At 36.9% G+C, this 23,901-nt stretch carries 24 protein-coding genes; 19 read left to right on the top strand and 5 right to left on the bottom strand.

Translation table 11 applies throughout. The annotated features are described in order from the left end of the window. Positions 1–131: 131 nt before the first annotated feature. From abc-f to G396_RS09705, 7 genes are all read left to right on the top strand, one after another. The gene (gene abc-f, locus G396_RS0100215) at positions 132–1,667 is read left to right on the top strand and encodes a ribosomal protection-like ABC-F family protein (protein ID WP_028124659.1); all 1,536 of its coding nucleotides are present in this window, start codon (positions 132–134) and stop codon (positions 1,665–1,667) included. A gap of 371 nt (positions 1,668–2,038) precedes the next feature. Beyond that, positions 2,039–2,386 (top strand): alpha/beta hydrolase, encoded by a 348-nt coding sequence (locus G396_RS11570; RefSeq protein ID WP_051221003.1) that lies wholly within the window; start codon positions 2,039–2,041, stop codon positions 2,384–2,386. A gap of 13 nt (positions 2,387–2,399) precedes the next feature. Then, positions 2,400–3,143: a tRNA threonylcarbamoyladenosine dehydratase gene (locus tag G396_RS0100205; RefSeq protein WP_028124658.1), complete on the top strand. Its 744-nt coding sequence runs from the start codon at positions 2,400–2,402 to the stop codon at positions 3,141–3,143. Between the two features lie 5 nt (positions 3,144–3,148). Further along, on the top strand, positions 3,149–3,952 hold the full coding sequence (locus G396_RS0100200; protein WP_028124657.1) for a TatD family hydrolase: 804 nt from the start codon (positions 3,149–3,151) through the stop codon (positions 3,950–3,952). 28 nt (positions 3,953–3,980) lie between these two features. Continuing rightward, the gene (locus G396_RS0100195) at positions 3,981–4,340 is read left to right on the top strand and encodes a YbaN family protein (RefSeq protein WP_028124656.1); all 360 of its coding nucleotides are present in this window, start codon (positions 3,981–3,983) and stop codon (positions 4,338–4,340) included. A gap of 182 nt (positions 4,341–4,522) precedes the next feature. Continuing rightward, positions 4,523–5,122, top strand: a complete 600-nt coding sequence (locus G396_RS0100190; protein WP_028124655.1) for a 3'-5' exonuclease — start codon at positions 4,523–4,525, stop codon at positions 5,120–5,122. Between the two features lie 114 nt (positions 5,123–5,236). Continuing rightward, a complete protein-coding gene (locus G396_RS09705) occupies positions 5,237–6,772 on the top strand; it encodes a cation:proton antiporter (protein ID WP_034907283.1) in 1,536 nt (511 codons plus the stop codon). A gap of 70 nt (positions 6,773–6,842) precedes the next feature. On the opposite strand, the gene G396_RS0100180 is transcribed toward G396_RS09705, so the two are convergent. Continuing rightward, positions 6,843–7,871, bottom strand: coding sequence for a YeiH family protein (locus tag G396_RS0100180; RefSeq protein ID WP_028124654.1), 1,029 nt, complete (start codon positions 7,869–7,871; stop codon positions 6,843–6,845). A gap of 162 nt (positions 7,872–8,033) precedes the next feature. Between G396_RS0100180 and G396_RS0100175 the strand changes: the two genes are divergently transcribed. After that, positions 8,034–9,083: a CobW family GTP-binding protein gene (locus G396_RS0100175; RefSeq protein WP_028124653.1), complete on the top strand. Its 1,050-nt coding sequence runs from the start codon at positions 8,034–8,036 to the stop codon at positions 9,081–9,083. 132 nt (positions 9,084–9,215) lie between these two features. On the opposite strand, the gene G396_RS0100170 is transcribed toward G396_RS0100175, so the two are convergent. Then, positions 9,216–9,518 carry a hypothetical protein gene (locus G396_RS0100170; protein ID WP_028124652.1) on the bottom strand — a complete coding sequence of 101 codons (303 nt, stop codon included), beginning with the start codon at positions 9,516–9,518 and terminating at the stop codon, positions 9,216–9,218. Positions 9,519–9,524: 6 nt separating this feature from the next. Beyond that, a complete protein-coding gene (locus G396_RS0100165) occupies positions 9,525–10,055 on the bottom strand; it encodes an EndoU domain-containing protein (protein ID WP_028124651.1) in 531 nt (176 codons plus the stop codon). Positions 10,056–10,201: 146 nt separating this feature from the next. On the opposite strand from G396_RS0100165, the gene G396_RS0100160 reads away from it, so the two are divergent. The 6 genes from G396_RS0100160 to G396_RS0100135 all read left to right on the top strand — a co-directional run bounded on the left by G396_RS0100160 (position 10,202) and on the right by G396_RS0100135 (position 15,813). Further along, on the top strand, positions 10,202–10,555 hold the full coding sequence (locus G396_RS0100160) for an arsenate reductase family protein (protein WP_028124650.1): 354 nt from the start codon (positions 10,202–10,204) through the stop codon (positions 10,553–10,555). A 30-nt stretch (positions 10,556–10,585) separates the two neighbouring features. After that, positions 10,586–11,167 carry a uracil-DNA glycosylase family protein gene (locus G396_RS0100155; protein WP_028124649.1) on the top strand — a complete coding sequence of 194 codons (582 nt, stop codon included), beginning with the start codon at positions 10,586–10,588 and terminating at the stop codon, positions 11,165–11,167. A 117-nt stretch (positions 11,168–11,284) separates the two neighbouring features. Continuing rightward, complete coding sequence (locus G396_RS0100150; RefSeq protein WP_028124648.1) at positions 11,285–12,790, top strand: glycosyltransferase family protein; 1,506 nt, start codon at positions 11,285–11,287, stop codon at positions 12,788–12,790. Positions 12,791–12,809: 19 nt separating this feature from the next. Continuing rightward, positions 12,810–13,778 (top strand): glycosyltransferase family 2 protein, encoded by a 969-nt coding sequence (locus G396_RS0100145; protein WP_028124647.1) that lies wholly within the window; start codon positions 12,810–12,812, stop codon positions 13,776–13,778. Positions 13,779–14,004: 226 nt separating this feature from the next. After that, on the top strand, positions 14,005–14,772 hold the full coding sequence (locus tag G396_RS11740; protein ID WP_028124646.1) for a thermonuclease family protein: 768 nt from the start codon (positions 14,005–14,007) through the stop codon (positions 14,770–14,772). 408 nt (positions 14,773–15,180) lie between these two features. After that, positions 15,181–15,813, top strand: a complete 633-nt coding sequence (locus tag G396_RS0100135; protein WP_034907277.1) for a YitT family protein — start codon at positions 15,181–15,183, stop codon at positions 15,811–15,813. A gap of 77 nt (positions 15,814–15,890) precedes the next feature. Here the strand turns inward: G396_RS0100135 and G396_RS0100130 are convergent, their stop codons facing one another. Further along, positions 15,891–17,231: an MATE family efflux transporter gene (locus G396_RS0100130; protein WP_028124644.1), complete on the bottom strand. Its 1,341-nt coding sequence runs from the start codon at positions 17,229–17,231 to the stop codon at positions 15,891–15,893. A gap of 260 nt (positions 17,232–17,491) precedes the next feature. On the opposite strand from G396_RS0100130, the gene G396_RS0100125 reads away from it, so the two are divergent. From G396_RS0100125 to G396_RS0100115, 3 genes are all read left to right on the top strand, one after another. After that, the gene (locus G396_RS0100125) at positions 17,492–18,451 is read left to right on the top strand and encodes a P1 family peptidase (protein WP_028124643.1); all 960 of its coding nucleotides are present in this window, start codon (positions 17,492–17,494) and stop codon (positions 18,449–18,451) included. 111 nt (positions 18,452–18,562) lie between these two features. Continuing rightward, positions 18,563–19,324 (top strand): ECF transporter S component, encoded by a 762-nt coding sequence (locus tag G396_RS0100120; RefSeq protein WP_028124642.1) that lies wholly within the window; start codon positions 18,563–18,565, stop codon positions 19,322–19,324. Positions 19,325–19,346: 22 nt separating this feature from the next. Then, a complete protein-coding gene (locus G396_RS0100115; protein ID WP_028124641.1) occupies positions 19,347–20,123 on the top strand; it encodes a type III pantothenate kinase in 777 nt (258 codons plus the stop codon). Between the two features lie 145 nt (positions 20,124–20,268). Here the strand turns inward: G396_RS0100115 and coaBC are convergent, their stop codons facing one another. After that, positions 20,269–21,489, bottom strand: coding sequence for a bifunctional phosphopantothenoylcysteine decarboxylase/phosphopantothenate--cysteine ligase CoaBC (gene coaBC / locus G396_RS0100110; RefSeq protein WP_028124640.1), 1,221 nt, complete (start codon positions 21,487–21,489; stop codon positions 20,269–20,271). A 260-nt stretch (positions 21,490–21,749) separates the two neighbouring features. Here coaBC and lepA point away from each other — a divergent pair, with 260 nt between their 5' ends. Next, entirely contained in the window at positions 21,750–23,582 is a 1,833-nt protein-coding gene (lepA, locus tag G396_RS0100105) for a translation elongation factor 4 (protein ID WP_428829634.1), read from the top strand. 81 nt (positions 23,583–23,663) lie between these two features. Next, on the top strand, positions 23,664–23,798 hold the full coding sequence (locus G396_RS11080) for an LPXTG cell wall anchor domain-containing protein (RefSeq protein ID WP_006418309.1): 135 nt from the start codon (positions 23,664–23,666) through the stop codon (positions 23,796–23,798). The last annotated feature ends 103 nt before the right edge of the window (positions 23,799–23,901 follow it).

Below are 23,901 nucleotides of genomic sequence, written 5' to 3'. Positions count from 1 at the left end.
GCAACCCTTAATTTTTGAGGGAGAAGTATGCACTTTAGCACAGGCTTAATTAAATTTACCCTGTCTTTTTGTGTGCACTTTTTTGCTTAGCTTGTTTTTAGGACAAGGTAAAAAGAAAGGTGGACATAGTGATGTCTGAGATTGAAATTTATAATTTAAAAAAAGAAATTGCAGGTCACATACTATTTGAAATCAAGGAGATTCTAGTAGAAAAGGGTGCTAGGATTGGCTTAGTTGGCCCCAATGGTCAAGGTAAAAGCTCTTTACTTAAAATTTTGATTGGTCAGGATAACGATTATCAAGGAAAGTGTCAAATCAATAGCAAATTTGCTTATTTACCACAATTAAAACCTGTTTCAACTATGTCTGGAGGGCAGCAAACCCTCAGTGAGTTACAGAAATCTTTTGAAAGTAACGCTCCGATCCTTATTTTAGACGAACCATCAACTAACTTAGATCAAGATTGGCGCCAGTGGTTGATTGATCAGCTTAAAGTATATTCAGGCACTTTGATTATGGCTAGTCATGATCGGACCTTATTAAATCAAACGGTCTATCAAATCTGGGAGTTAGACCAGGGAAAATTGACGACTTATCAAGGAAATTACACTGACTATAAAAAGGAGAAGGACCAGGCCATCGCGAAACAAGCCCAGGACTATGAGGCTTACCAGGCAAAACGGAAACAGTTGACCCGGGATATGCATAATCGTCGAGAAAAAGCTAAGCACTTCAAAAAACGCAAAGCGTCAGTATCTGTATCAGACTATAAAGTTAACAACTTTGCCGGTGGTTACGATGGTCAGGAGAAAGCTATGGCTAAGCGGGCAAAAAGCTTGCAAAAGCGGTTGGATAAATTAGAAGAAGTTGCCGCACCAAGTCAGGAAACTCAGTATCTATTTAAGTCGGTTGGGGCTTTGGATCCTAAATCAAAAACTTTGTTAAATCTTGAGCCAGGTGAGGTTATGATCCAGAAACGAAAATTATTTGATTTTAATACGTTCAAATTAAAAATGGGACAAAAAATAGCTTTAACTGGACAAAATCAGGCAGGCAAAACTACTTTCTTAAGGGGAATAGTTAAGCAAATATATCAAGGTTATTATAGTCCAGACTTGAAAATTGGTTATTTTGCCCAGAATTTAAGAAATTTAAACAAGGAACAGTCTGTTCTTGCAAATGTTAGCGAGCATTCCCTTCAAGATATCTACTTAATTAAACAAGTATTAGCATCTTTAGGCTTTGTGGACCATAAACTAAACCAGGAAAGTGGTAGCTTATCCGGAGGAGAACAGGTCCGCCTATCTTTGGCAAGAATACTCTTAGGTGATTATAACCTCTTATTATTGGATGAACCGACTAACTTTTTGGATATAAGGACCTTAGAAGCGGTGGAAGATTTTATTAAAACGTATCCTGGAGCCCTACTTATGGTATCCCATGATAATGCTTTTCTTCAGTCAACCTGCCAGCTGGAATTAAAAATCAAGGACAGTCATCTACTTTGGCCACAGTATCAAAATAAATATAAGGATACACTAAGTAAGAAAATTGCTTTATTAGAATTTCGCTTACAAAATTTAGTAATGGATTCACAAGCTAATTTGGATGAGATTAAGGCTTTAAAAAATAAAATTGATGAATTAAAGCACAAGGAGTTCGAATAAACTTGTCAATATGAATCTGTCTTGCTATTCTAATAGTTATAAAAGTAGGATTGATCATGATTAAAACAGAAATGTGTCACCACTATAAACTATATCTTGATTTGTTAGATAATACAGATTGTTTAGTCCTTCAAGTGTGTGATTACCATGATGTTGAATTATTGGATAGATAATTAGACCTGATAAAACAAACAAAATTAAACTTTTCTTTTATTGGCCTGGAAATTCTTGATTGGGAGGCTGAGATGAGCCCTTGGCCAGCTCCTGCACTTTTTGGTTAAAAGGATTTTTCCGGTCAAGCTCAAGTTATTTTAGACTTTATTCTTAAAGACTTACTTGTAAAATACAATCCTCAGATTTTTCCTGTAATTTTGCTAGGCTATTCCTTAGGTGGACTCTTTAGCTTATGGTCTAGCTATCAAACTAAAATTTTTGCATGCTTTGTCCCAGCCTCAGCTTCAGTTTGGTATCAAGATTGGGATAAGTATATTGATAAGAATACTTGCTTGAGCCCCCTTGTTTATCTAAGTTTAGGGGATAAGGAAGCGAAGACAAAAAATCAGACGATGGCTCAGGTGGCAGACCGTTTTCTTTTGCAAGCGGACTACTTAAAAAGAAATACAAGTAAGTCTTACCTCCAATGGAACTCTGGCAATCATGTTCAAAATTCAGAAAAACGGTTAGCAGATGGTATTCAGTGGGTTTTAGACTATTTATAGAAGGAATTGAAGTATGGATATAAAATCAGAACGTTTGGATCGATTACGCTTATTATTAAACAATGAGGGACTAAGAGATTTGGCCAAGGCTAGAGTAATGGTGTTAGGATTAGGCGGAGTTGGCTCTGCTTGTGCGATTGCCTTAGCTCGTGGTGGGGTGGGCCAGCTTATTCTCGTAGATCGTGACCGGATTGAACGATCAAATATTAACCGTCAGGCCTTGGCTTTCGAATCAACCCTGGGACGTTTAAAAGTAGAGGTTATGTCAGATATTATCAAGGATATTAATCCTGATTGTCAGTTGGAAAGTATGGCGGCTTTTCTTCATAAAGATAATATTAATGAGCTTCTTGGGCAATTTGGCAGACCAGACTATGTCATTGATTGTATTGATACTGTTTCTCCCAAATTAACCATAGCGCAGTGGTGCCAAAGTCAAGACCTGCCTCTTTTAGCTGCAATGGGGGCAGCCAACAAATTAGATCCATCTTATTTAAAATTTGATTTTATTGAACATACGACTTATTGTCCTCTCTCCAAAGTCATGCGCCGAGAATGTCGTAAACGTGATATAAAAAATTTAGAGGTCTTATATTCTAATGAAATCCCATTTAAAGTGTCAAATCCTCAAGGCCGAGAAAAGGGGGCTACCCTGGGTTCTATGTCATATATGCCACCGATTATGGGACAAATGTTAGCCGGAAAAGTGATTCGGCGCTTAACTAAACTTGAAGCCATGCCCAAAGGGACGAGATGACTAAGATGCAAATAATTGATAGTCATTACCATTTTGATTTTATTCAAGACCGTAATTTAAGGACAGCCTTAATTGACCAACTGAAAAAGCATGGCCTGAGGTTGGTCGGGCAAACTGTTTTGCCGTCGCAGTATAATGGGCTCATAGACTTTCTAAAATCTCAAGGAAATCCTAAAGAAGTCATTCCATCCTTAGGTTTTCATCCCTGGTATATCACATCATATCAACAGGCTGACCAGGAACTTAAGATTTTTTCCGATAATTTGAATCAAACCCATTATATTGGCGAAATTGGTCTGGACTGGAATCACAAACGTTTAAGCCAGGCTAATCAAAGTCTTCAAACCTATGTTTTGGCAGAGATTTTTAATATGCTTGGGGACCAGAGAGGACAGGATAAGAAATACATCTTGTCGATTCATACCGTCAGATCAGCAAGTGAAGTTTTAGGTGTTTTAATGCCGTGGTCCTCGCAATTAGGTCAGAAAATCATTCCCATTTTTCATCGTTTTAATGGGAAGTCTGATGAATTAACTCAATTAATTCGATTAGGTGGCTATATATCGGTTCATCCGGAGATGTTACAACGAAAGAAGGGACGGGCTTATATTAAACAAGTACCTGCGGAGCGACTTTTACTAGAAAGTGATTTACCAGCTAGCCATATTAATGGGCAAGAAGTAGGTGTCGATAAGCTATTGCTTGCTTTGGAATCCAGTTTGAACGATACTTTAGACCAAGTGTCAGAGATACGTCAAGCTGATTTTCGTAGACAATTATTTTTGAATCAAAAAAAGCTTTATCCTTAATATTTACAAACATTTTAGGAGTGTGACTGTGAAAATTTTATATCTGATTATTGGTTTTATTTCTTTTTTCTTAGGTTCAATGGGAGTTATTTTGCCAGTTTTACCGACGACCCCCTTCATACTTTTGACTGCCTATTGTTTTGCAAGGTCTTCTGAAAGGTTTGACACATGGTTAAAACAGACTAAAATCTATCAGTTCTATGTGGCCGATTATCTTGAAACTCGTTCTATTCCTCATCAGCGGAAAAAGAAAATGGCTTTAAATTTCCTTATCTTGATGGGGATTTCTATTTTTTTTGCACCTTCCTTATGGTTAAAAGCTGGCTTAACTTTTATCACAATTTCAATGTTAATTACCTTATTTTTTATAGTGCCTACTCGGGACTAAAATGACTGAGTATTCTTTTTAGTGATTCTATTAAATTTATCTTTTTGGAAAGATTTATGATCTATGTAGGCTTATATAGTTAGATTATTTTGGTAATTACTAGAAAGAAGGGTGACGGTAGAGGATGCTATTTTAATGCCCTATATTTAATCTATATATTTAAATTTTAATGGAGGAAATCAATGGAACGTTTAAAAGATTACATTGCTTTTGATTTAGAGTTCACCTCTTTTGAGGAAGATAGTCAGATTATTCAAGTTTCAGCCGTCCGATTTAAACAGGGGCAGGAGGTTGCTCACTTTGATAGCTTTGTGAATACCGACCATGCAATTCCGAGTTTTATTTCTGGATTGACTGGCATTACCTTAGACCAGATACAAGCCGCGCCAAAGATAGATACGGTGATGAATGAAGTTAAGGATTTTGTGGGTGACCTACCCTTAATCGGTTATAATGCCTTAAAAAGTGATTTACCTTTACTTAAGGCAAATAATTTAGACTTAGATGCCCAGTATCAAATTGATGTTTACGAAGAAGCAAGAAACCGCCGTGATTCTTATCTGGCGGGTAGTCGAGGTCTTAGTCTGCAAGCCGTTGCGAATTATTTTAAAATTAAGGGAAGAGGCCATAATAGCTTGAACGATGCCCGAATGACTGCATTAGTCTATGAAAAATTACTGGAACTTGAAGAAAATGAAAGTTACCTTCAGCAAGCTAACCAAGAACTAATTGAAAATAATCCCTTTGCTAATCTTTCGGCACTATTTCCAGTTGATAAATAATTGGTATTTCTCCTATATTTTCTGTTCATAAGCATAGGTCAGGCCTATTTTTATGAAACAGTGTATAATTTACTTTATAAAGTAGATTTTTTATATTGATAGGAGGAGAAAACGATGACAGAAATGTTTATCTCACTCATGATTATCGCTGGTATTTCAGCATTTACACCGATAGTCGCAAGAATAATACCCAAACAAATTGTACCAGAAACGGTTCTTCTAATCGTAGCTGGAGCAATTCTTGGACCCAATATGTTTGACTTAATTAAAGCCGATAGTAATGCAATTACTGTTTTATCTGAACTAGGATGTGCTTTTCTATTTCTTTTAGCGGGTTATGAAATTAATCCACGGGTTTTAACAGCAAAAGATGGTAAAAAAGGCTTGGCAACTTGGGCAGTTTCATTTTTAATTGCCTTTATTTTAACTAGTTTCCTGCCTCAATTGGCTAGTGGCACTCAAGGTAAGATTGCCACCGCCTTACTGTTTACGACGACCGCTCTAGGGGCTTTGATGCCGATTTTAAAAGAAGAAGGCATAATGGATACAGTCATTGGAGACAAAGTGATTGCCTACGGAACTTGGGGAGAATTGGCCACGGTCTTAGCCATGGCAGTTTTATTATCGACCCGCGCCACTTGGGCCACAGGTTTAATTTTGGGCCTCTTAGTGATTATTTGTCTTTGGATCTCATTCATTGCCAATAAGGCAGTTGAACATGATACGCGTCTTTACAATTTTATTGAGACTAAGGCCAAAACTACTTCTCAATCAATGGTTCGTCTAACTATCTTATTATTAATTTTACTGGTCGCTTTTTCAGCTGTTTTTGAATTGGATATTGTCTTAGGAGCCTTTGCTGCTGGATTTGTTTTAAGATATATCAGTCCGGCAGATAACAAGGATCTTGAGGAAAAGTTAGATGGTATTGCTTATGGTTTTTTAGTGCCCCTGTTCTTTATTGTATCAGGTGCTCATATTGATTTAGCGGCCGTGCTAAAGTATCCCATCTTACTAGTCGTTTTTATACTAGGTTTAGTTTTAATTCGGGCTATCCCGATTGTAGTATCACTTTCCTTAGAGAAGGAAAAAGAGGATAAACTGGATATACACAATCGGTTTTCAGTGGCCTTTTATTGTACTACAGCCTTACCATTAATTGTAGCAATTACAGGAATAGCACAGAGAGCAGGTTTAATGCAAGCAGATATTGCTTCAGTATTAGTTGCCGCAGGAGCCCTAACTGTCTTTGTTATGCCATTATTAGGTAAGCTGACTTACTCTTTAGTGGATGCAGATCCGGTCAACGCAGTGGTTGAGATTTTTCATTCACCACGTGAAATGATGAAGATTATTCATAAGCACATCGAATTAGAACGGTCTCGGGCTCGGGAATATCGTGAGATGGTTAGGGAGACCATTCAATCTCGTATAGATCAAATACAGGATCCACAAGAAAAGGCAGCAATGTTAGCCTTGGTAAAACGTCAACAAGCAGAGAATCAAGCTTTTACCAAGGAACAAATAAAGGAAGGTCAAGATTTATGGAACAAGCATAAACAAGAGATTATTGATCTATACCATCAATTTCATCAAGACCAAGATCCTGATCAAGAAATCTTTGAATATTTTGAAGATTCAAGGAAGTAAGCACAATTTAATTGAAAGGTTCCTCGCATGACTAGCAAGCAGAGGAACCTTTTTGAATATAAGGATAAGTTTAAAGTAAGCCCATGACCTTTTGCATGACCAGGCTGACTAGGGTTATACCAAGCCAACAGGTAAAGCCTAAAGAAATCGGTTTAATCCCTTTACGGATGAGTTGGATTAGGTTGGTATTTAAACCAATCGCTACCATGGCCATAACTATCATAAATTTTGATAAAGTCTTTAGGGGATTAAATAGGGAAGGATTGAAACCAAAGCTGGAAAATAAACTAGTGATGAGTGAAGCAAGGATGAAATATAGGATAAAGGTAGGGAAAGCTCGCTTGAATGAAAATCTTTGATCGTGTGTCCTATTCTTTTTACTTTGGATAAAACTTAGACCAAGTGTAATCGGTATAATAGCTAGGGTTCGGGTAAGTTTTACGGTTACAGCTTTGTCTAAGGTTTGGCTACCTAAGTGGTACAAGGAATCCCAAGTAGCTGCAGTGGCTGTAACTGAAGAAGTATCGTTGACTGCGGTTCCTGCAAAAATACCAAAAGCTTGGCCGCTACTTGTGTCAAACCCTAAAGCTTGACCTAAACTTGGGAAAACCAGAGCAGCAATGACATTAAATAAAAATATAACAGAAATAGCTTGAGCAACTTCTTGGTCATCCGCATCAATTACTGGTGCTGTTGCAGCAATAGCTGAACCGCCACAAATCGAAGACCCAACCCCAATCAGGGTAGCAAGGTTAAGGGGTAATTTTAATACTTTTTGCATTAGGTAAGCCAAGGCCAAGGCCACAGTGATGGTCGAAAGAATAATCGGTAGGGATTGTGCTCCAGTTTTGAGAATAATGTTGAGATTTAAGCCAAAGCCTAATAGAACAACGGCTGCTTGAAGGACTTTTTTAGCAGTAAATTTAATCCCCACTTGATAGTCTTTCGCATCTTTGACAAAATTATGACATAACATACCTAGCAAAATGCCAAAGACGGGTCCACCAATCAAGGGGAATACTTGTCCTAAAAACCAAGCCACTAATGCAAAAACAAGACATAGACAGATGCCTTTAATTAGTTTATTTATTTTATTCATAGGTCAACTCCATTTCTAATACATTTATTATAGGGTTTTGAGTTCGAACTGACAATATCAACCTTTATAGGCTCAAATATTGACAATTTCAATGCTCGGTATTATGATAAGACTTATCGAATAAATCGTAGTGGTTACTGTTTTGATAGAAAGAGGTTCACAATGGGAATTCCAATTACCTTAGTTTCCGGATTTTTAGGCTCTGGTAAAACTAGTTTAATAAATCAAGTCTTAAAAACTAGTCAAAATGTCAAAGAAATTGCCGTGATTGAAAATGAAGTCGGTGATGTCGGAGTAGACCATAAATTAATCTTTGAATCAGTTGAAGAAATTTATCAGTTAAATCAAGGCTGTATTTGTTGTAATTTAAGGTCAGATTTATTAGCCATCTTAAAGAATATTCGTGATATGTATCAAACTGGGATGTGGAATTTAAAACATATCATTATTGAAACGACAGGGATTGCTGACCCTAGACCTATTGTACAAACAATTCAATTAATGGCAGGGAATGACCACTTTTTCTTTGTTGATTCCGTGTATACTGTGGTCGATGCCATTAATTATAAAGACTCATTGACAAAATTTGAAGAAGTTTCTCAACAGATAGTCTTTGCAGACCGGATTTATCTTTCTAAGCTAGGTCAAGAAGATGCCTCCGTGATTAAAGCAGACCTCAGTCATTTAAATCCATTTGCTCAAGTTATTCCCTTTGACTTAGATGTTCCTATTGAAAGCCATCAATTCTTCAATCAAGGATTATATAATAAAGTATTTGAACCTGAAGAATTACAGGCCATGCTGCAGGCGGAGGAAAGTAACTATGACCATGACCATCACGATGATCACGAAGAAGACCATGACCATCACCATCATCACGAAGAAGGTCATAATCATGGCCATCACCATGACCACCATGGGATTGAAACTATCTATCTAGAGACTTCTTTACCTTTAGATGGTAATCAAGTTCAATATTTCATTGATTGGCTTATGATGTCACAACAAGACCGACTTTATCGTTATAAAGGCTTTATCAAATTGACTAATCAAGACCATGCCTACTTACTTCAAGGTGTTTCTATGAATTATCAGTTTGACCCAGTGGTTAATAATGACAAAATGAAGACGCAACTGGTTTTGATTGGTAAGGAAATGGATGAAAAATTAATTACAGATGCTTTTTCAGATTTGAAGTCTCTATCCATGTAGTAAGGACTTCCTTTCAAGAATTTATTTTTATCTTTCTCGATATTCATAAAATTAACAAAATCGCCTGCAGGATTTAAATCCACTCAGCAGGCGATTTTTTGAATGTATTCAAATTTAATAAGAGAAGTTTGCTTAGCGACGACTTAAGCGCGACCAGAAAATAAAAATTGAAATAAAGTCTTGGCTGGTTAGTTTTATTTCTTGTTCTCCTAGTTCATCGCTGATAAGAGCTTGATTAGAATCTAAGTTCAGACTAAAGGTATTTCCTGAAAATTCACTTTTTTGCCTGCTAGTTTTGACTTCTTGGATTGCATCCATAATGAGGTCGGAAAAACTAGCTCCTTCCACTTGTAAGAAACTATCAAGTAGGTCTTTATCCTTACCATCTAGCTTAACATGCCATTTTCCTTTGTTTTTTTCAAAATAATAATACATTTTTATCTACCTTTCATAAATTGGAAATGCCGAAATAATTTTCTGATCATCCGTTAAATACATTTGGATAGTAATGCCTTGACTAGCTCCTTCATAGATATTGCCTGAAACATGATCAGCCATGTCATAGGCCTCATTGATGGCATCAACGACTTCTTGGGGGCTCCAATCTTTGGGGAAGAAGGTGGACATGGCTTTTTTCTTTTGCCCTTCAATCTTTACTTTAGCCCGGTAAACCCCATGCTTATCATTCTTGGAACGGGTGTCAGGCAGAATTTGAGCCATTTGACTGATACCTTCGTAATGGTAACCCGTTGCATTACCTTTGCGATTGATACTACCGTAAAAAATATGTTCTAAGGCATTACGATTGAAATGTTGGGTGTTCTCTAGATCTGATAGTCTAAATTGACTATTCTGAAGCTGGCTTTCTTGTTTTTCTTGGTTAGCTTGACTTGGATTACTTGAATTACTTTGACAAGCTACGGCAGAGTAAAGGGTGACTAACAAAAAAAGTAGGCGTATTAATTTTTTCATATATTCCTCCCAATTCTAGTATGATTATAACGATTTTATAATTAGCCTTCAATGGATTACTATCCAATTACTTGTATTTCTATCTAGCAGGGTTACAATAAAACAGTAGTTGTCTTTGAACTAAGTCTTGAAAGGAGTCTGGACCCATGCAATTCATTCATTTACCTCAATGTTCAACATGTAAACGTGCAGAAAAGTGGTTACTAGAAAATAATATTGGCTTTGAAAGTCGCCATATACTGGAAGATACGCCTAGGCCCGAAGAGTTAAAGGAATGGTATCTAGTGTCTGGGTTGCCAATTAAACGATTTTTTAATACGTCTGGTAATAAATATAAAGAACTGGGACTCAAGGATAAGCTGGATACCCTGTCCTTAGACCAACAAATAGAACTGTTAGCGAGTGATGGGATGCTGATTAAACGTCCCATATTAGTAGAAAAGGATCAAATCTTAATTGGTTTTAAAGTAGATCAGTGGCAAGCTAATTTTGACAAATAATGTATTTCATTAGGAGAGGAAGCTAGATTTTTGACGATAGAAGAGATTATTCAAGCCTTGAAAACAGACCCAAGAAATGAAAGTTATAGTCAACGTGGAATCCCACCGGTGCTTCAAATTAATCCAGAGGCCAAACTACTAATTATTGGTCAAGCACCTGGATCTCATGTTGAAAAGTCCTTAATTCCCTTTGATGATAAGTCAGGGGTAACCTTAATAAAGTGGTTAGGAATTGGTCCAGAAAGTTTTTATAGCCAAGTAGTTGCGATTATGCCTATGGACTTTTATTATCCTGGAAAGGGGAAAAGTGGTGATTTGCCACCAAGGAAATTTATTGCACATGATTATCATCAAAGCATCTTGGCCTTAATGCCTAAAATCCAAATGACCTTATTAATTGGGGCATATGCCAATAAGTTTTATTTAGGTAAAGCTTTTAAAAAGAACTTGACCCAAACTGTAGCAAGCTATCAAGAGTATTTGCCTGATTATTTCCCTTTAGTTCATCCCAGCCCTCTTAACTTTAGGTGGCAGGCTAAGAATCCCTGGTTTAAGAAAGATGTATTACCGGATCTAAAAATAAAGGTTGCTCAAATATTAGGTGAAAATTAGGACCATCCTTCTATCGTGGTTCAATAAAAAATATAGATTGAGGATAGTCTTTTAAATCATGGTCAGGTATAATGATTGAGTTATATGAGCAATGGATAAGATAGGGAGTATGAAAAGATGAAGCAATGGCAAAATAGTTTAACTAAATTATTAATTTACATGGCCCAGCTTTGTGTCCTGTTGGTATTAACTTGGCTTATTTGGCGAAATCTAAACCATATGGCTTATGTAGAATTTATCGGTGGTGAAAAAGTAGATATTTTACAAGCAACTTGGTCATGGCTTCCTTTTGCCGCTTTGAGCTTAGCCCTCGTGTTTTTGGCAGCTAACTTTAAGGGACGAACGGTTTATATAGTTTGTTCTTTGATATATTGCCTTCTCTTTATTTTCTTATCCAGTCAAATTGATTTTGGACTAAGGGCAGATGCTGATATTGTCTACCAGTTGAGTCAAACTCTTTTTTCAGAAAATAAGGCAGCAGTTTTTTCAGAAGATTACTTTTTAAAATATCCTTTTCAGCTAGGACTTATGATTTATGATGGACTCTTAACTAGATTATGGTCCTCTCCTAAAATAATATTTTTTGTTAACTTTTTGCAAATCTTAGCCATAAATTACTTAGTAGCTAAATTAACTCTTCTCGTCTTTGGTGACCGTCATGGCCTAGAGTCAATGACCATTATGCTTAGCTTCTTATTTTTACCCCAATTAATTTATGTACACTTTGGCTATGGGTTGATTCCTGGTTTCTTCTTTTTAATCCTGGGTGCCTATTTGCTAATGAAAGGCATCAAAGCAAGCCAATTTGCTTTGGCATACTACCTTACCGCTTGTTTGGCTTTTAGTCTGTCGGTAATAATCCGACAGAATTTCGCGATTGGAATTATTGCGATTATTATTGGTTTATTCGTGAGTCTAATTGGTAAAAATTCTTGGTCAAAAGTTTTTCTTCTTTTAAGCTTGATTGCTTGCTTGATATTACCTAGTCGTTTATTAGCCTTTAGTTATGAATTAATTCTCGACCAGGATTTTCCTAGTGGGTCTCCATCGAATCTATGGGTCGCCATGGGAACTGACCCTCAAAACTTAGACCGGTCAGCAGGATGGTATAATGGTTTTAATTATAATACTATGTCTCAAGTAAATAATGATTATGATCAAGCGAAAGCTATTGGACAGACCAAACTTAAGGAAAATATTGCTTATTTTCAAGAAAATCCAGCTTATTTTCAAGATTATTTCAATTTAAAAATTGATTCTCAATGGACTGAACCAACCTTCCAGTCACTTTGGACCACATCTCGAGCAGCACAAACTTATCATTCAAAGTGGGGGGAAAGTCTCCATCAAGAATCTTTTACTTTTGCCAATATCTACCAGGCCTGTCGTGGAATTTATTTATTAATATTAATAGCTAGTTTGGCTTTTATTTGTATCCACTTCCGTGGAAAAGCAAGTTTCCTACCGTTTATGATTTATCTCGTTGGAGGCTTCCTTTTTCATTTGGTCTGGGAAGGGAAGAGTCAATATCTTTATACCTATGTATTCACATTAATTCCACTGGCAGCAAGACTATTGAATGATATTGTTTACTATATACCAGGCTGGAATTCACAAGATTAGCCTAATTTAGGAGGATAAAATGGACTTACCGATCTTATACTTAGTTATTCCCTGTTATAATGAAGCAAAAGTACTCCCTCAAACTCATCCCTTATTCTTAAATAAAATTCGGAATTTAATTCAAGCAGCAAAAATTTCGCCTCTTAGTCAGATTATGTATGTAGATGATGGGTCTAAGGATAAGACCTGGGATTTGATTGAAGGATTTTCAATGGAAAATCACCATACGCAAGGAATTAGTCAAAGTCGAAATCGTGGTCACCAAAATGCTATTTTTGCTGGGATGATGGAAGCGAGAAAACAAGCTGATATCGTGATCACTATCGATTGTGATGGACAAGACGATATTAATTGTATTGATCAAATGGTCGCGGCCTACCAAAATGGTTCCGATATAGTTTATGGGGTGAGGTCTAATCGAAAGTCAGATACTTGGTTTAAAAGAAGTTCAGCCCAACTTTTTTATAAATTAATGGCCTTTTTAGGTGCTGATACCATTTATAATCATGCAGATTATCGCTTATTATCGAAGCGAGTCTTAAATGAATTGTCAAATTATAAAGAAGTGAATTTATATCTAAGAGGCTTGATTCCTTTAATTGGTTTTAATTATTCTGTCGTGGAGTATGAACGGTATGAACGAATGGAAGGTGAGAGCCATTATCCTCTATCAAAAATGTTGACCTTAGCTTTTGATGGTATTACAAGTTTGTCGATTAAGCCCATTCGCTTAGTAACCTTAATGGGGGCTTTTGCGACACTTCTCAGTTTGCTTTTAATTATATGGGTATTTTATGGATATTGGACGGATAATACAGTGGCTGGTTGGGCTTCAACCTATATTGTTGTCTGCTTTATGGGAGGAATCCAATTATTATCCATTGGTGTTATAGGGGAATACATTGGTAAGATATATCTGGAAGTTAAAGCTCGTCCAAAATATATTATTGCTAAACGCACGCAAAAAGAAGAAATTGAAAAGCATTAAATATTTTTAATTGATAGTCACATTAAAAACTAGTCCTTGGGGGCTAGTTTTTTGTTTATGCATTTAAATTAATATTAAAATTTTTTGTTAAACTTAGTAACATTGAACTAGTAAAATTTAAGATTTTTGAGTGATTTTTCGTGAAAATATATTAGATAAAAATAGTATATTGACGAAATATTTAAGTTGTAATTATAATAGAAAGGAGAAAAAAGAGGTTGAACAAATGAAAAATTATTTTAAATTTATTTTATTATTTATTTTTATTTTTACTTGTATGAATCCCAATCAAAAGTCATTGGTCTTTGCCAATATCGATTTCGAAAGCCTAGGCTATTCAACAATTGCTCAAAGGGCAGGCAGTCAAGAAAGTGTGTTTGAAGTCATTGATTATTCTGTAATTGATGGGGATACGGCAGATTTTATCTTAGACCGAAAAACCGAGCCCTCAATTAAAGCCCGCTTTTTACTAATTGATGTCCCCGAATTACGAGGGGGTGTTCCCTATAGTAAGGCTGCTAAGAAAAGAGTTAGTGAGCTATTGAGCCAAGCTGATTTGATCGAGGTTGAATACGAAGGCCCAGAAAAGGATAAATATGGTCGTGATTTAGTCCATGTTTGGGTTGATGGTATTTTGCTAGAAGAAATTATGGTTAGGGAAGGTTATGCGATTGCTCGTTATATCCAAGCGTACTTACCTAACTCCCCTTATGCAGAAGCAATTTATGCTGCCCAAGACCAGGCCAAGTATGAAGGTGTGCGCGTCTGGGTGGATGGTGATATAAATTATATCAACCAGGCCGAATATCTAAATACTAATGCGTCTACCGCTTCCAATCAAGTGAACTTTACAGATCCTATTTTAAATGAAGATGTTTATTATAAAAATTGTAAAGAGGTAAAAGCAGCAGGGAAAGCACCTATTTATCCAGGCGATCCTGGTTTTAGACCCCAGTTTGATCGGGATAATGATGGAATCGGATGTGAAGTATAGAAAGAAAACGTTTACCTTATATTTCAGAGTTATTATATTTCATATATTTTATTTAGTGTGGTATCCTATCGGGGATGGGGTAAGACCCCGATGGTTACCATATGAAAAAATGTCTTGTACCATATGGTAGTTTTTATCTGTTCAGCTATCTTCATTGTGACTAACTATCTGATGTGATCGTTATGTTGAAGAAGTGTGCCTATCAGAGTTCTTACAAGAAAGAATCATCAAACAAAATAACACATCAACCACCATCAGATTGTACAGCACGGAGCTTGTCTCACGGCCAGGGTAGTCTTTATTAATGGCCAAAAAGCACAAGCCTCTGTGTTTAGACAAAAAAGAGGTTGAATTATTATTAAAACGCAACAAAACATTGGTTTTTCTTTTGCATCTCTCACTAATTATTTGACTAATAAATTCCAAATAAGTCTTAGAGATTTTGCTTGGATTAATTTAGGAAATTTCATTATGGCTTTTGCTATGGTAAATATTCATATTCCCGCGCGAATTAGTGAGGGCGGAGTAATGGGCTTAGCTTTAGTTTTTTACCAATTAAATGGCTTTAACCCAGCCACAGTCAATCTAGTTCTAGATTTAAGTCTTTATTTTATTGGTTTCTTATGTTTGAGTCGGGCTTTCCTACCTAAGGCAATTCTTACAACTGTTTCCTATTCAATCATTTATAGTTTATGTTATAAATTAGGGCCCATCTTGCCTTCTTTACAGGATGCCCCTCTATTTGCCGCTATTATTGGAGGTATATTAGTCGGACTTGGTTGCGGCTTGGTTGTTTCACGGGGATGTGTGGCTGGTGGTGAAGATTGTCTAGCCCTAATAAATGTTAAATACAATCATTTATCGCTCTCGATGGCCTATTTCATTAGTGATTTTATTGTATTAGCTTTATCATTTGTAGTTTATATGCCTTTTACTAATGTCTTAATTTCATTAGTTACGACTTTTATTTCATCTTTTATTATTGGTCAGTTTGAATTGAAACTACCCCAAACAAATTTCAAACCCGTTTCTTTTAGCTAATCTTTAATTTTTCTATAAATTAAAAACACTTGTTATCTTCCTGTATGGAAAGATGACGAGTGTTTTAGTAATATTTGCTATATTTCAATTTGAGTCCATTTACCTTGTTTGAAGCGATGACGTAGAAGAACAAAACGGGAAAGTTGATCAGATAAAACACCCAGCCAGATACCCATTTGACCTAGTAAAAAGACATTAACTAAAAGGAGAGTCATGCTGGTGCGAATGATTGTGACTGAAATAATCCCGGCCATTAAAGTATAACGCACATCCCCACCAGACCGTAAACATCCGCCAAAGATAATTTGGGAAATTTGTAAAAGGACAATGACCATAATAAACTGGGTTACCATGGTGGCTTCACCTATTATTTCTGGGTTGTCAAAGTAGATTTCCATGACATTATCACCATAGAAGAGGAGAAAAGCAGAAAGTCCAATTGAAATAATGAGTCCGATTCGTTGGCAAACCTGGCCGTATAATACGGCGATATCCGGGCGCTTTTGTCCAAGCGCACGGCCGGCTAGGGCGACTGCGGCTACTTGCATCCCATCCCCAAATGAAAATCCTAGAGATAAAATATTCATACCGGCATTATAAATCGCAAAAGAATCTGTACCTAATTTTGCTGAAGTTAATGCGGTTGCTAGGAAGCCCACCCGCATAAAAAGGTTCTCTACAAACATATTTGAGCCTAGATTAAAAATAGAGGCAGCCGTGCTCTTATGCATGCGAACTTTTTCCTTTATAATATAAGGAATTTGAACTAGACTTTGTTTTTTGAATAATGAACGAATGCTCATCAACATAGCAATAAAAGACCCGAAGACCGTTGCAAAGGCTGCTCCTCTTAGGCCTAAGGCCGGAAACCCTAAATTTCCATTTATTAATAGATAGTTAAAAATGATATTAATAATAGAAGAGGTCAAATTTGTGGTGAAGGCAATTCTGGTATTACCAGATCCCCTTTGGGCTGCATTAATGACCATGGCGGTCACGTTAAATATTAAGCCAGCCATAATAATGGTAAAATATTGAACCGATGCGGTATGGGTATCTTGATTGGATCCAGCAAGATGCATAATTGTATCTGCAAAAAAGACCATGGCAAAGCTAATTAAAATACACAAACTCAGAGCTATAATGAGTGCGGTTAATAAGACCTCATTCGCCCCATATTTATCATCTTGCCCCCGACGACGGGCAACAAGCGCAGAAACTGCGATTGATATTGCTATAAATGCAGTGAATCCAATTAACTTTGGTTGAGTAGTTAAGCCCACGGCAGCGATGGCATATGAACCGAGTGACCCCACCATCATCGTATCAATCATAGCGGCTAGAGAGATGAAGAAGGACTCAAGTACCGAGGGCCAGGCCATTTGTAGGGCGGTTTTATAATATTCTTTATGTTCCATAATTTCCTTTCGTTAATTAATAAATAAAGCATAAAAACTGTATGTAAAAGTTATCTTACTCCTTTTCCACATTAATAGCTAGTTTGTAATACTCTAAGAAAATTAATTAAAAATAAGACTTGGTATGATTTATTCCGCGTAAGCATGCTATACTTAGCTAGTCTATATTCTTTAAAAAGTAAATATCAATAATATATAAATCGCTTTCCAAAAAGACTTGTATTATTAAAATTTTATTGTAAACTAAGGGGGATATTATCGTGTATCAAGGTTATATTACGGATGTGCCAGGTATAGAAGTAGGTCATGCTCAGAACTATGAAGCCATGACAGGTTGTAGTGTTATTTTAGCAAAAAAAGGTGCAGTTGGCGGTGTAGACGTTCGGGGATCTGCGCCGGGAACAAGAGAAACTGACCTATTTGGTCAGAAAAAGACGGTTAACCAAGTACATGCGATTGTGCTTGCCGGAGGTTCAGCCTTCGGTTTAGATGCTGCTGGCGGTGTGATGAAATATTTAGAAGAGGAGGGGGTGGGCTATCAAACGCCAGTCATTAAAGTTCCTATCGTGTCTTCAGCGGTTATTTTTGATCTGGGATTAGGCTCTAGTCGAATTCGTCCTGATTATCATATGGGTTATTTGGCTGCAAAAAATGCAAAGGTCAATGAATCGCTCCAAGGAAACATCGGCGCAGGTACAGGAGCTTCTGTTGGTAAAATATTAGGACCAAATTATATTATGAAAACGGGACTTGGGTCAGCTTCGGTTAAGTTGGGGTCCTTAGTAGTTGGAGCCTTGGTGGTTTTAAATGCCATGGGAGATGTATTTGACAGAAACCAGGATGAACAGATAGCTGGCGTCTATGACCGTCAAAAGAAACATTTTCTTAAAACAAGCGATTTGTTACGACAATTTCACATGGAAAATGCGATTACTAATACGACGATTGCTTGTATTGCTACCAATGCACGTTTTGATAAGGAACAAACCAATAAACTAGCTGAAATGACCCATAATGCCTTTGCTAGAACGATTGCACCCGTGCATACTTCTTCTGACGGCGATACCATTTTTGCTTTAGCCACTCAAGAAGTAATGGCAGATTTAAATCTTGTAGGCGTGATGGCTATTGAGGCAATGGAGAAAGCTATTATGAATGCTGTGTATGCGGCAGATGCCTATCAAAACTTTCCGGCATATCAAAATATTTTTAAACCTTAATCTATTCATCAGCCTAGATCATAGGACTAGGACTGAGAAATGGTTAACAACGAAACAATATCGATAACAAAATAGACCAGTATCCTTTGGAACTGGATCGGAGGTAAAAAAATGAATAATAAAGTTTTAATGCGTAGATTTGATGCCCATAAAATTGCTATTGTTGGAATTATGGGGGCGTTAACGATTGTTTTGGGGTCAACTCCCTTAGGTTTCATTCCAATTGGAGTGACAGGTGCGACCACCATGCATATTCCAGTTATCACTTCGTCAATCCTTTTTGGCCCAGCTGTTGGTTCATTAGTTGGTTTGATTTTTGGAGTATTTTCAATGATGAAGGGTATCTTAAATCCGACTCCTTTCTCATTTGTGGTCCTTAACCCCTTAGTATCAGTTCTACCGCGTATTCTTATTGGGATTTTTCCTTACTATGTTTATAGTTATTTAAATCATGTTGGACTTAAGAAAGCTAAGATTGCTCTATCTATTTTTTGGCTAGCAATTTTAGGCTATCTAGGCCATGGAATTTTTACAGCAATTCAAGCGGGGAATACTATGTCTATTTGGGTAAATAGTGGTTTGTTTATCCTGGTGGCGGCTATGGCCCTCTTAGAATTTTCAAAACTTGCCGATTCTTACCAGGCTTCTTTAGATAAAGTCATCGCTGCGATAGTCGGCACCTTAACGAATACCGTAGGGTTTTTGGGTGGTGTCTATCTCTTTTATGGTGAACGATATGTATCACTTATGGGAGTGGATCCAGCCAATGCTGGTAAAACGATTCTAGGAATCGGAATTGTGAATGGTATTCCTGAATGTATTATCGCGATTATTTTAGTGATGGCAATTACCAAAGCCCTAGGAAGAAAATAGAATTAAAGAGAAGGGTTGATCTATGTTATTAGCGATTAATATTGGCAATTCAAATATTGATTTAGGGCTTTACCAAGATCTAAGTTTAATTCACCATTGGTGTGTTTCAATGGATCCAAATAAGACAGTGGATGAATATGGCCTTTTATTTACACAATTATTAGCTAGTGAAGCTGTGGAAGTTGATCAAGTAAGTGCTATTATTTTATCTTCCGTGGTCCCTAATATTATGGATACTATGCCGATTGTTTGTAAAAAATTTTTTAAGCAATCCCCTATGATTGTTGGCGCGGGGGTTAAAACAGGATTGAACATTCGTTATGATGATCCTAAAGAAGTAGGAGCAGATCGAATAGTTAATGCTGTGGCAGTCAAAGAAAATTACGGTACACCAGCAATTGTTATGGATATGGGGACTGCTTTTACTTTTGATGTCATAGATGTTAAAGGAGATTACGTTGGCGGCTTAATCAGTCCAGGAATTAAAATTACTGCTGATAGTCTGGTGGCCTCAACTTCAAAATTACCTAAGATAGAAATTAAGCACCCACGTCATCTAATTGGTAAAAATACAGTTCAAGCAATGCAATCTGGGCTTGTTAATGGATATATTGGAATGGTTGATTATATCATCAAAGCAATTGTAAAGGAAATGGACCTATCTATAGATCAAACCAATTTAGTTGCAACAGGTAATTATGCTGAGTTAATCGCTAACCTGTCAGATTATCCGATTGAGATAAATCCTTTATTGACTTTAGAAGGATTATGTTTAATCTATCAGCGAAATATAGCATAGACTAATTATCTTTCTAGCAAATATTGAGTTTACTAAAACGAGATTGAAAGAGAATTTAGATAAAATCGAATGAGGCAATAATCGTATATAAATTATTGTAAAAATCAGGACTAAGCAGAAAAAGCTCAGTCCTTTTTTAAATTACCTATTTAGTATTTGCTTTAGTTATGAACATGTCACTGACGCGGTCTAAAATAATATTGGCTAAATCTTCTTTAGACATCAAAGGAAGTTCTTCAGCTGCTTGACTTTGGTCGAGTAGAGTGACGGCATTATTATCAGTTTGGAAGCCTGCATCAGCTCGCTTGATATTATTAATGACGATCAAGTCAAAATTTTTAGACTCTAGTTTTTTGCGACCATTTTCTAGTTCATTTTGTGATTCTGCAGCAAAACCAACAATTATTTGGTCTTGCTTTAATTGGCCAAAGTGGAGCGCAACATCAGGATTTTTGACTAATTCAAGGTTTAAACCAGCGCCTTGGCCAATTTTTTTTATTTTTTGATTGGCTATTTGGGCAGGGCGGAAATCGGCTGGAGCGGCCGCTTTAATCAGACAGTCAATTTGGTCAAAGTTCTTTTCAACTGCGTCGAAGAGGTCGAGGGTTGATTTAATTTCGATAAATTGATCGACTTTAGGTCGGGGTAAGTGGCTGGGGCCTGAGATTAAAGTGACCTGGGCCCCCCGTTTTTTTGCTTGATTAGCTAAGGCATAACCCATTTTACCTGATGAATAATTGGATAAATAACGGACCGGATCGATTGCCTCTTGGGTTGGACCAGCTGTAATCGTAAAGCGTTTACCGATTAAGTCTTTAGGTCGTAGACAGGTGTCAATAGCATCGACGATATCTTCAGGTTCAAGCATTTTGCCAGCCCCCTTGTCCTGACAAGCTAAAAGATCATCTTGGGTGTCAAGAACCTGGTGTCCGCGTTTCCTTAATGTTTGTATATTTTCTTGGGTGGCAGGATGGTTTAGCATAAAGGTATTCATTGCTGGAACAATAATCAGAGGGCTGCGATGAGCTAAGTAAACTGAGGTTAATAAATCATCTGCGATCCCTAAGGCAAATTTGGCAATGGTATTGGCAGTGGCAGGGGCAACGACAAAGACATCCGCCCATTTTGCTAGTTCAATGTGTTCTACTAAAGGACTAGCTGGTTTTTTATCAAAAAGATCTTGATAAACATAGTTTCCTGATATAGTTTGAAAGGTGAGTGGCGTGACAAATTCTTGCGCTGCTTGGGTCATAATGACTTTGACTTGGGCACCTTGTTTACGTAATAAAGAAACAATGGCGGGAGCCTTATAAGCAGCGATTCCACCTGTCACTGCTAAGAGGATTTTTTTATTGGTTAATTGCACGGAGATTCTCCTTTTTAATTTCTTATTCTTATCCTTATTTTAACATATGTCTTCTTAAAATTTCTCTCATTTAATTGACTTTAAGTTAAAGTAATTACTTTATAAAAAGTTTAACACGGTTTCTCAATAATTTAGTTAACTCTGCTTGGTCTGATGATTTAATCAATCGATATCGTAAGAAAAGATTGTAGACTTAGCTATAAATTTGTTATGATAGATTAGTATATACTAAAGATTTTCCTGAGAAAGCGAGAATAAGTATGAAGATAGATATGCAAGACTTAAAAGCAAGACAGAAAAAAATCCGCAATTTCTCTATTGTGGCTCATATAGATCATGGTAAATCAACCTTAGCCGACCGCATTCTACAACAAACTGAGACGGTGGCTGAGCGAGACATGCAAAATCAATTATTAGATTCAATGGACTTGGAACGGGAACGTGGCATTACGATTAAGTTAAACGCGGTTGAATTAACATATAATGCTAAGGATGGTCAAGAGTATATTTTCCACTTAATTGATACACCTGGCCATGTCGATTTTTCCTATGAGGTATCCCGGTCTTTGGCGGCCTGTGAGGGGGCTATCTTAGTCGTTGATGCGGCCCAAGGCATTGAAGCTCAAACCTTAGCCAATGTATATTTAGCGATTGATAATGATCTTGAGATTTTACCCGTGATTAATAAAATTGATTTACCTGCTGCTGACCCAGAACGTGTCCAAGTAGAAATTGAAGACGTGATAGGTATCGATGCTTCAGAGGCGGTTTTTGCCTCTGCTAAGGCGGGAATTGGGATTGAAGAAATCCTTGAACAAATCGTGCAAAAAGTTCCCCAACCTACCGGAGACTTAGAGGCCCCACTTAAAGCCCTGATTTTCGATTCAGCCTATGACCCTTATCGGGGGGTTGTTTTAAATATTCGGGTGATAGATGGTTTGGTGAAACCGGGGGATACTATTAAATTAATGTCCAACGGTAAAACCTTTGAAGTAAACGAGGTAGGGGTATTTTCTCCCCATCCAGTGCAACGAGATTATCTGATGGTAGGGGATGTCGGCTACCTAACAGCTAGCATTAAAACTATCCAAGATACCCGGGTTGGGGATACTATTACTCTCGCTTCCAATCCGACGGACCAAGCCTTAGAAGGTTATCGGAAGATGAATCCGATGGTTTATGCAGGTTTGTATCCAGTTGACTCCGGAGATTTTAACGATCTCCGTGATTCCTTGGAAAAATTACAACTGAATGATGCGGCCCTACAATTTGAAGCTGAAACCTCTCAAGCACTAGGGTTTGGTTTCCGAACCGGCTTCTTAGGCTTGCTTCATATGGATGTAATCCAAGAACGTCTCGAACGTGAATTTAATATTAGCTTAATTATGACCGCTCCATCTGTTATTTACCGGATTATTAAGACTGATGGGGAAGAAGTGAGAATCGATAACCCATCTGAAATGCCGGATAATACCGAAATTGATAAAATACTGGAACCTTACGTGAAAGCTCAGATTATGGTACCAAGTGATTATGTGGGAGCTGTGATGGACTTATGTGAGCGTAAACGGGGCAAATTTATCACTATGGACTATTTAGATGAGTTTCGGGTTAACGTCGTTTATGAATTACCTATGGCTGAAATTATCTTTGATTTCTTTGATTCCTTAAAGTCAAATACCAAAGGTTATGCCTCCTTAGATTATGAATTGATCGGTTATCAGGAATCAAATTTAGTGAAATTAGATATTTTATTAAATGGTGAGATTGTTGATGCCTTTTCAATTATTGTTCATAAGGATTTTGCTTATGAACGTGGTAAAGCGATTGCCGCTAAATTAAAAGAGATTATTCCACGTCAGATGTTCGAAGTGCCAGTTCAAGCTGCCATCGGTCAAAAAATTATTGCTAGAACAACAATTAAAGCCTATCGAAAGGATGTTACCGCTAAGTTATATGGTGGGGATGTCTCCCGTCGTAAGAAACTTTTAGAGAAACAAAAAGAAGGTAAAAAACGGATGAAGGCTGTTGGTTCAGTTGAAATCCCGCAAGAAGCTTTTATGGCAGTTTTAAAAATGGATGATGATAAATAAATTAATAGACTGCCTTGGTATTCCTGTTAGCAACGTGTATAAACGTGTATAATAGAATATATAAAAAGAAAGAGGTGCCCTATGGAATTTTTGTATAGTCAAGGATTATTACCAATGACTGGTGAAGGCTCTAATTTAATTTATTGGATTATTGGTGTCTTAGTGGTTTTAGCTGGAATTTTCTTAATTATTTCTTCTCGTAAAAATAAAAAATAAACCACGTTTGTGTTTTAATTAAAATTTCTGATAATATGCCAAGACCTTGTTAAACTCTAGTTAAATTAACTAAAGTATAGCTAGGGGAGCATTGTTATCAGAT

This window comes from Eremococcus coleocola DSM 15696, from assembly GCF_000428865.1.
Taxonomy (GTDB): domain Bacteria; phylum Bacillota; class Bacilli; order Lactobacillales; family Aerococcaceae; genus Eremococcus; species Eremococcus coleocola.
The sequence above is the reverse complement of the archived record's forward strand: the minus strand, read 5'-3'. Positions and strand labels throughout refer to the sequence as shown.

Coding starts and splice junctions, on each gene's coding strand:
- abc-f (WP_028124659.1), top strand. CDS start 132: ATGTCTGAGATTGAAATTTATAATTTAAAAAAAGAAATTGCAGGTCAC.
- G396_RS0100205 (WP_028124658.1), top strand. CDS start 2,400: ATGGATATAAAATCAGAACGTTTGGATCGATTACGCTTATTATTAAAC.
- G396_RS0100200 (WP_028124657.1), top strand. CDS start 3,149: ATGCAAATAATTGATAGTCATTACCATTTTGATTTTATTCAAGACCGT.
- G396_RS0100190 (WP_028124655.1), top strand. CDS start 4,523: ATGGAACGTTTAAAAGATTACATTGCTTTTGATTTAGAGTTCACCTCT.
- G396_RS09705 (WP_034907283.1), top strand. CDS start 5,237: ATGACAGAAATGTTTATCTCACTCATGATTATCGCTGGTATTTCAGCA.
- G396_RS0100180 (WP_028124654.1), bottom strand. CDS start 7,871: ATGAATAAAATAAATAAACTAATTAAAGGCATCTGTCTATGTCTTGTT.
- G396_RS0100175 (WP_028124653.1), top strand. CDS start 8,034: ATGGGAATTCCAATTACCTTAGTTTCCGGATTTTTAGGCTCTGGTAAA.
- G396_RS0100170 (WP_028124652.1), bottom strand. CDS start 9,518: ATGTATTATTATTTTGAAAAAAACAAAGGAAAATGGCATGTTAAGCTA.
- G396_RS0100165 (WP_028124651.1), bottom strand. CDS start 10,055: ATGAAAAAATTAATACGCCTACTTTTTTTGTTAGTCACCCTTTACTCT.
- G396_RS0100160 (WP_028124650.1), top strand. CDS start 10,202: ATGCAATTCATTCATTTACCTCAATGTTCAACATGTAAACGTGCAGAA.
- G396_RS0100150 (WP_028124648.1), top strand. CDS start 11,285: ATGAAGCAATGGCAAAATAGTTTAACTAAATTATTAATTTACATGGCC.
- G396_RS0100145 (WP_028124647.1), top strand. CDS start 12,810: ATGGACTTACCGATCTTATACTTAGTTATTCCCTGTTATAATGAAGCA.
- G396_RS11740 (WP_028124646.1), top strand. CDS start 14,005: ATGAAAAATTATTTTAAATTTATTTTATTATTTATTTTTATTTTTACT.
- G396_RS0100130 (WP_028124644.1), bottom strand. CDS start 17,231: ATGGAACATAAAGAATATTATAAAACCGCCCTACAAATGGCCTGGCCC.
- G396_RS0100120 (WP_028124642.1), top strand. CDS start 18,563: ATGAATAATAAAGTTTTAATGCGTAGATTTGATGCCCATAAAATTGCT.
- G396_RS0100115 (WP_028124641.1), top strand. CDS start 19,347: ATGTTATTAGCGATTAATATTGGCAATTCAAATATTGATTTAGGGCTT.
- lepA (WP_428829634.1), top strand. CDS start 21,750: ATGAAGATAGATATGCAAGACTTAAAAGCAAGACAGAAAAAAATCCGC.
- G396_RS11080 (WP_006418309.1), top strand. CDS start 23,664: ATGGAATTTTTGTATAGTCAAGGATTATTACCAATGACTGGTGAAGGC.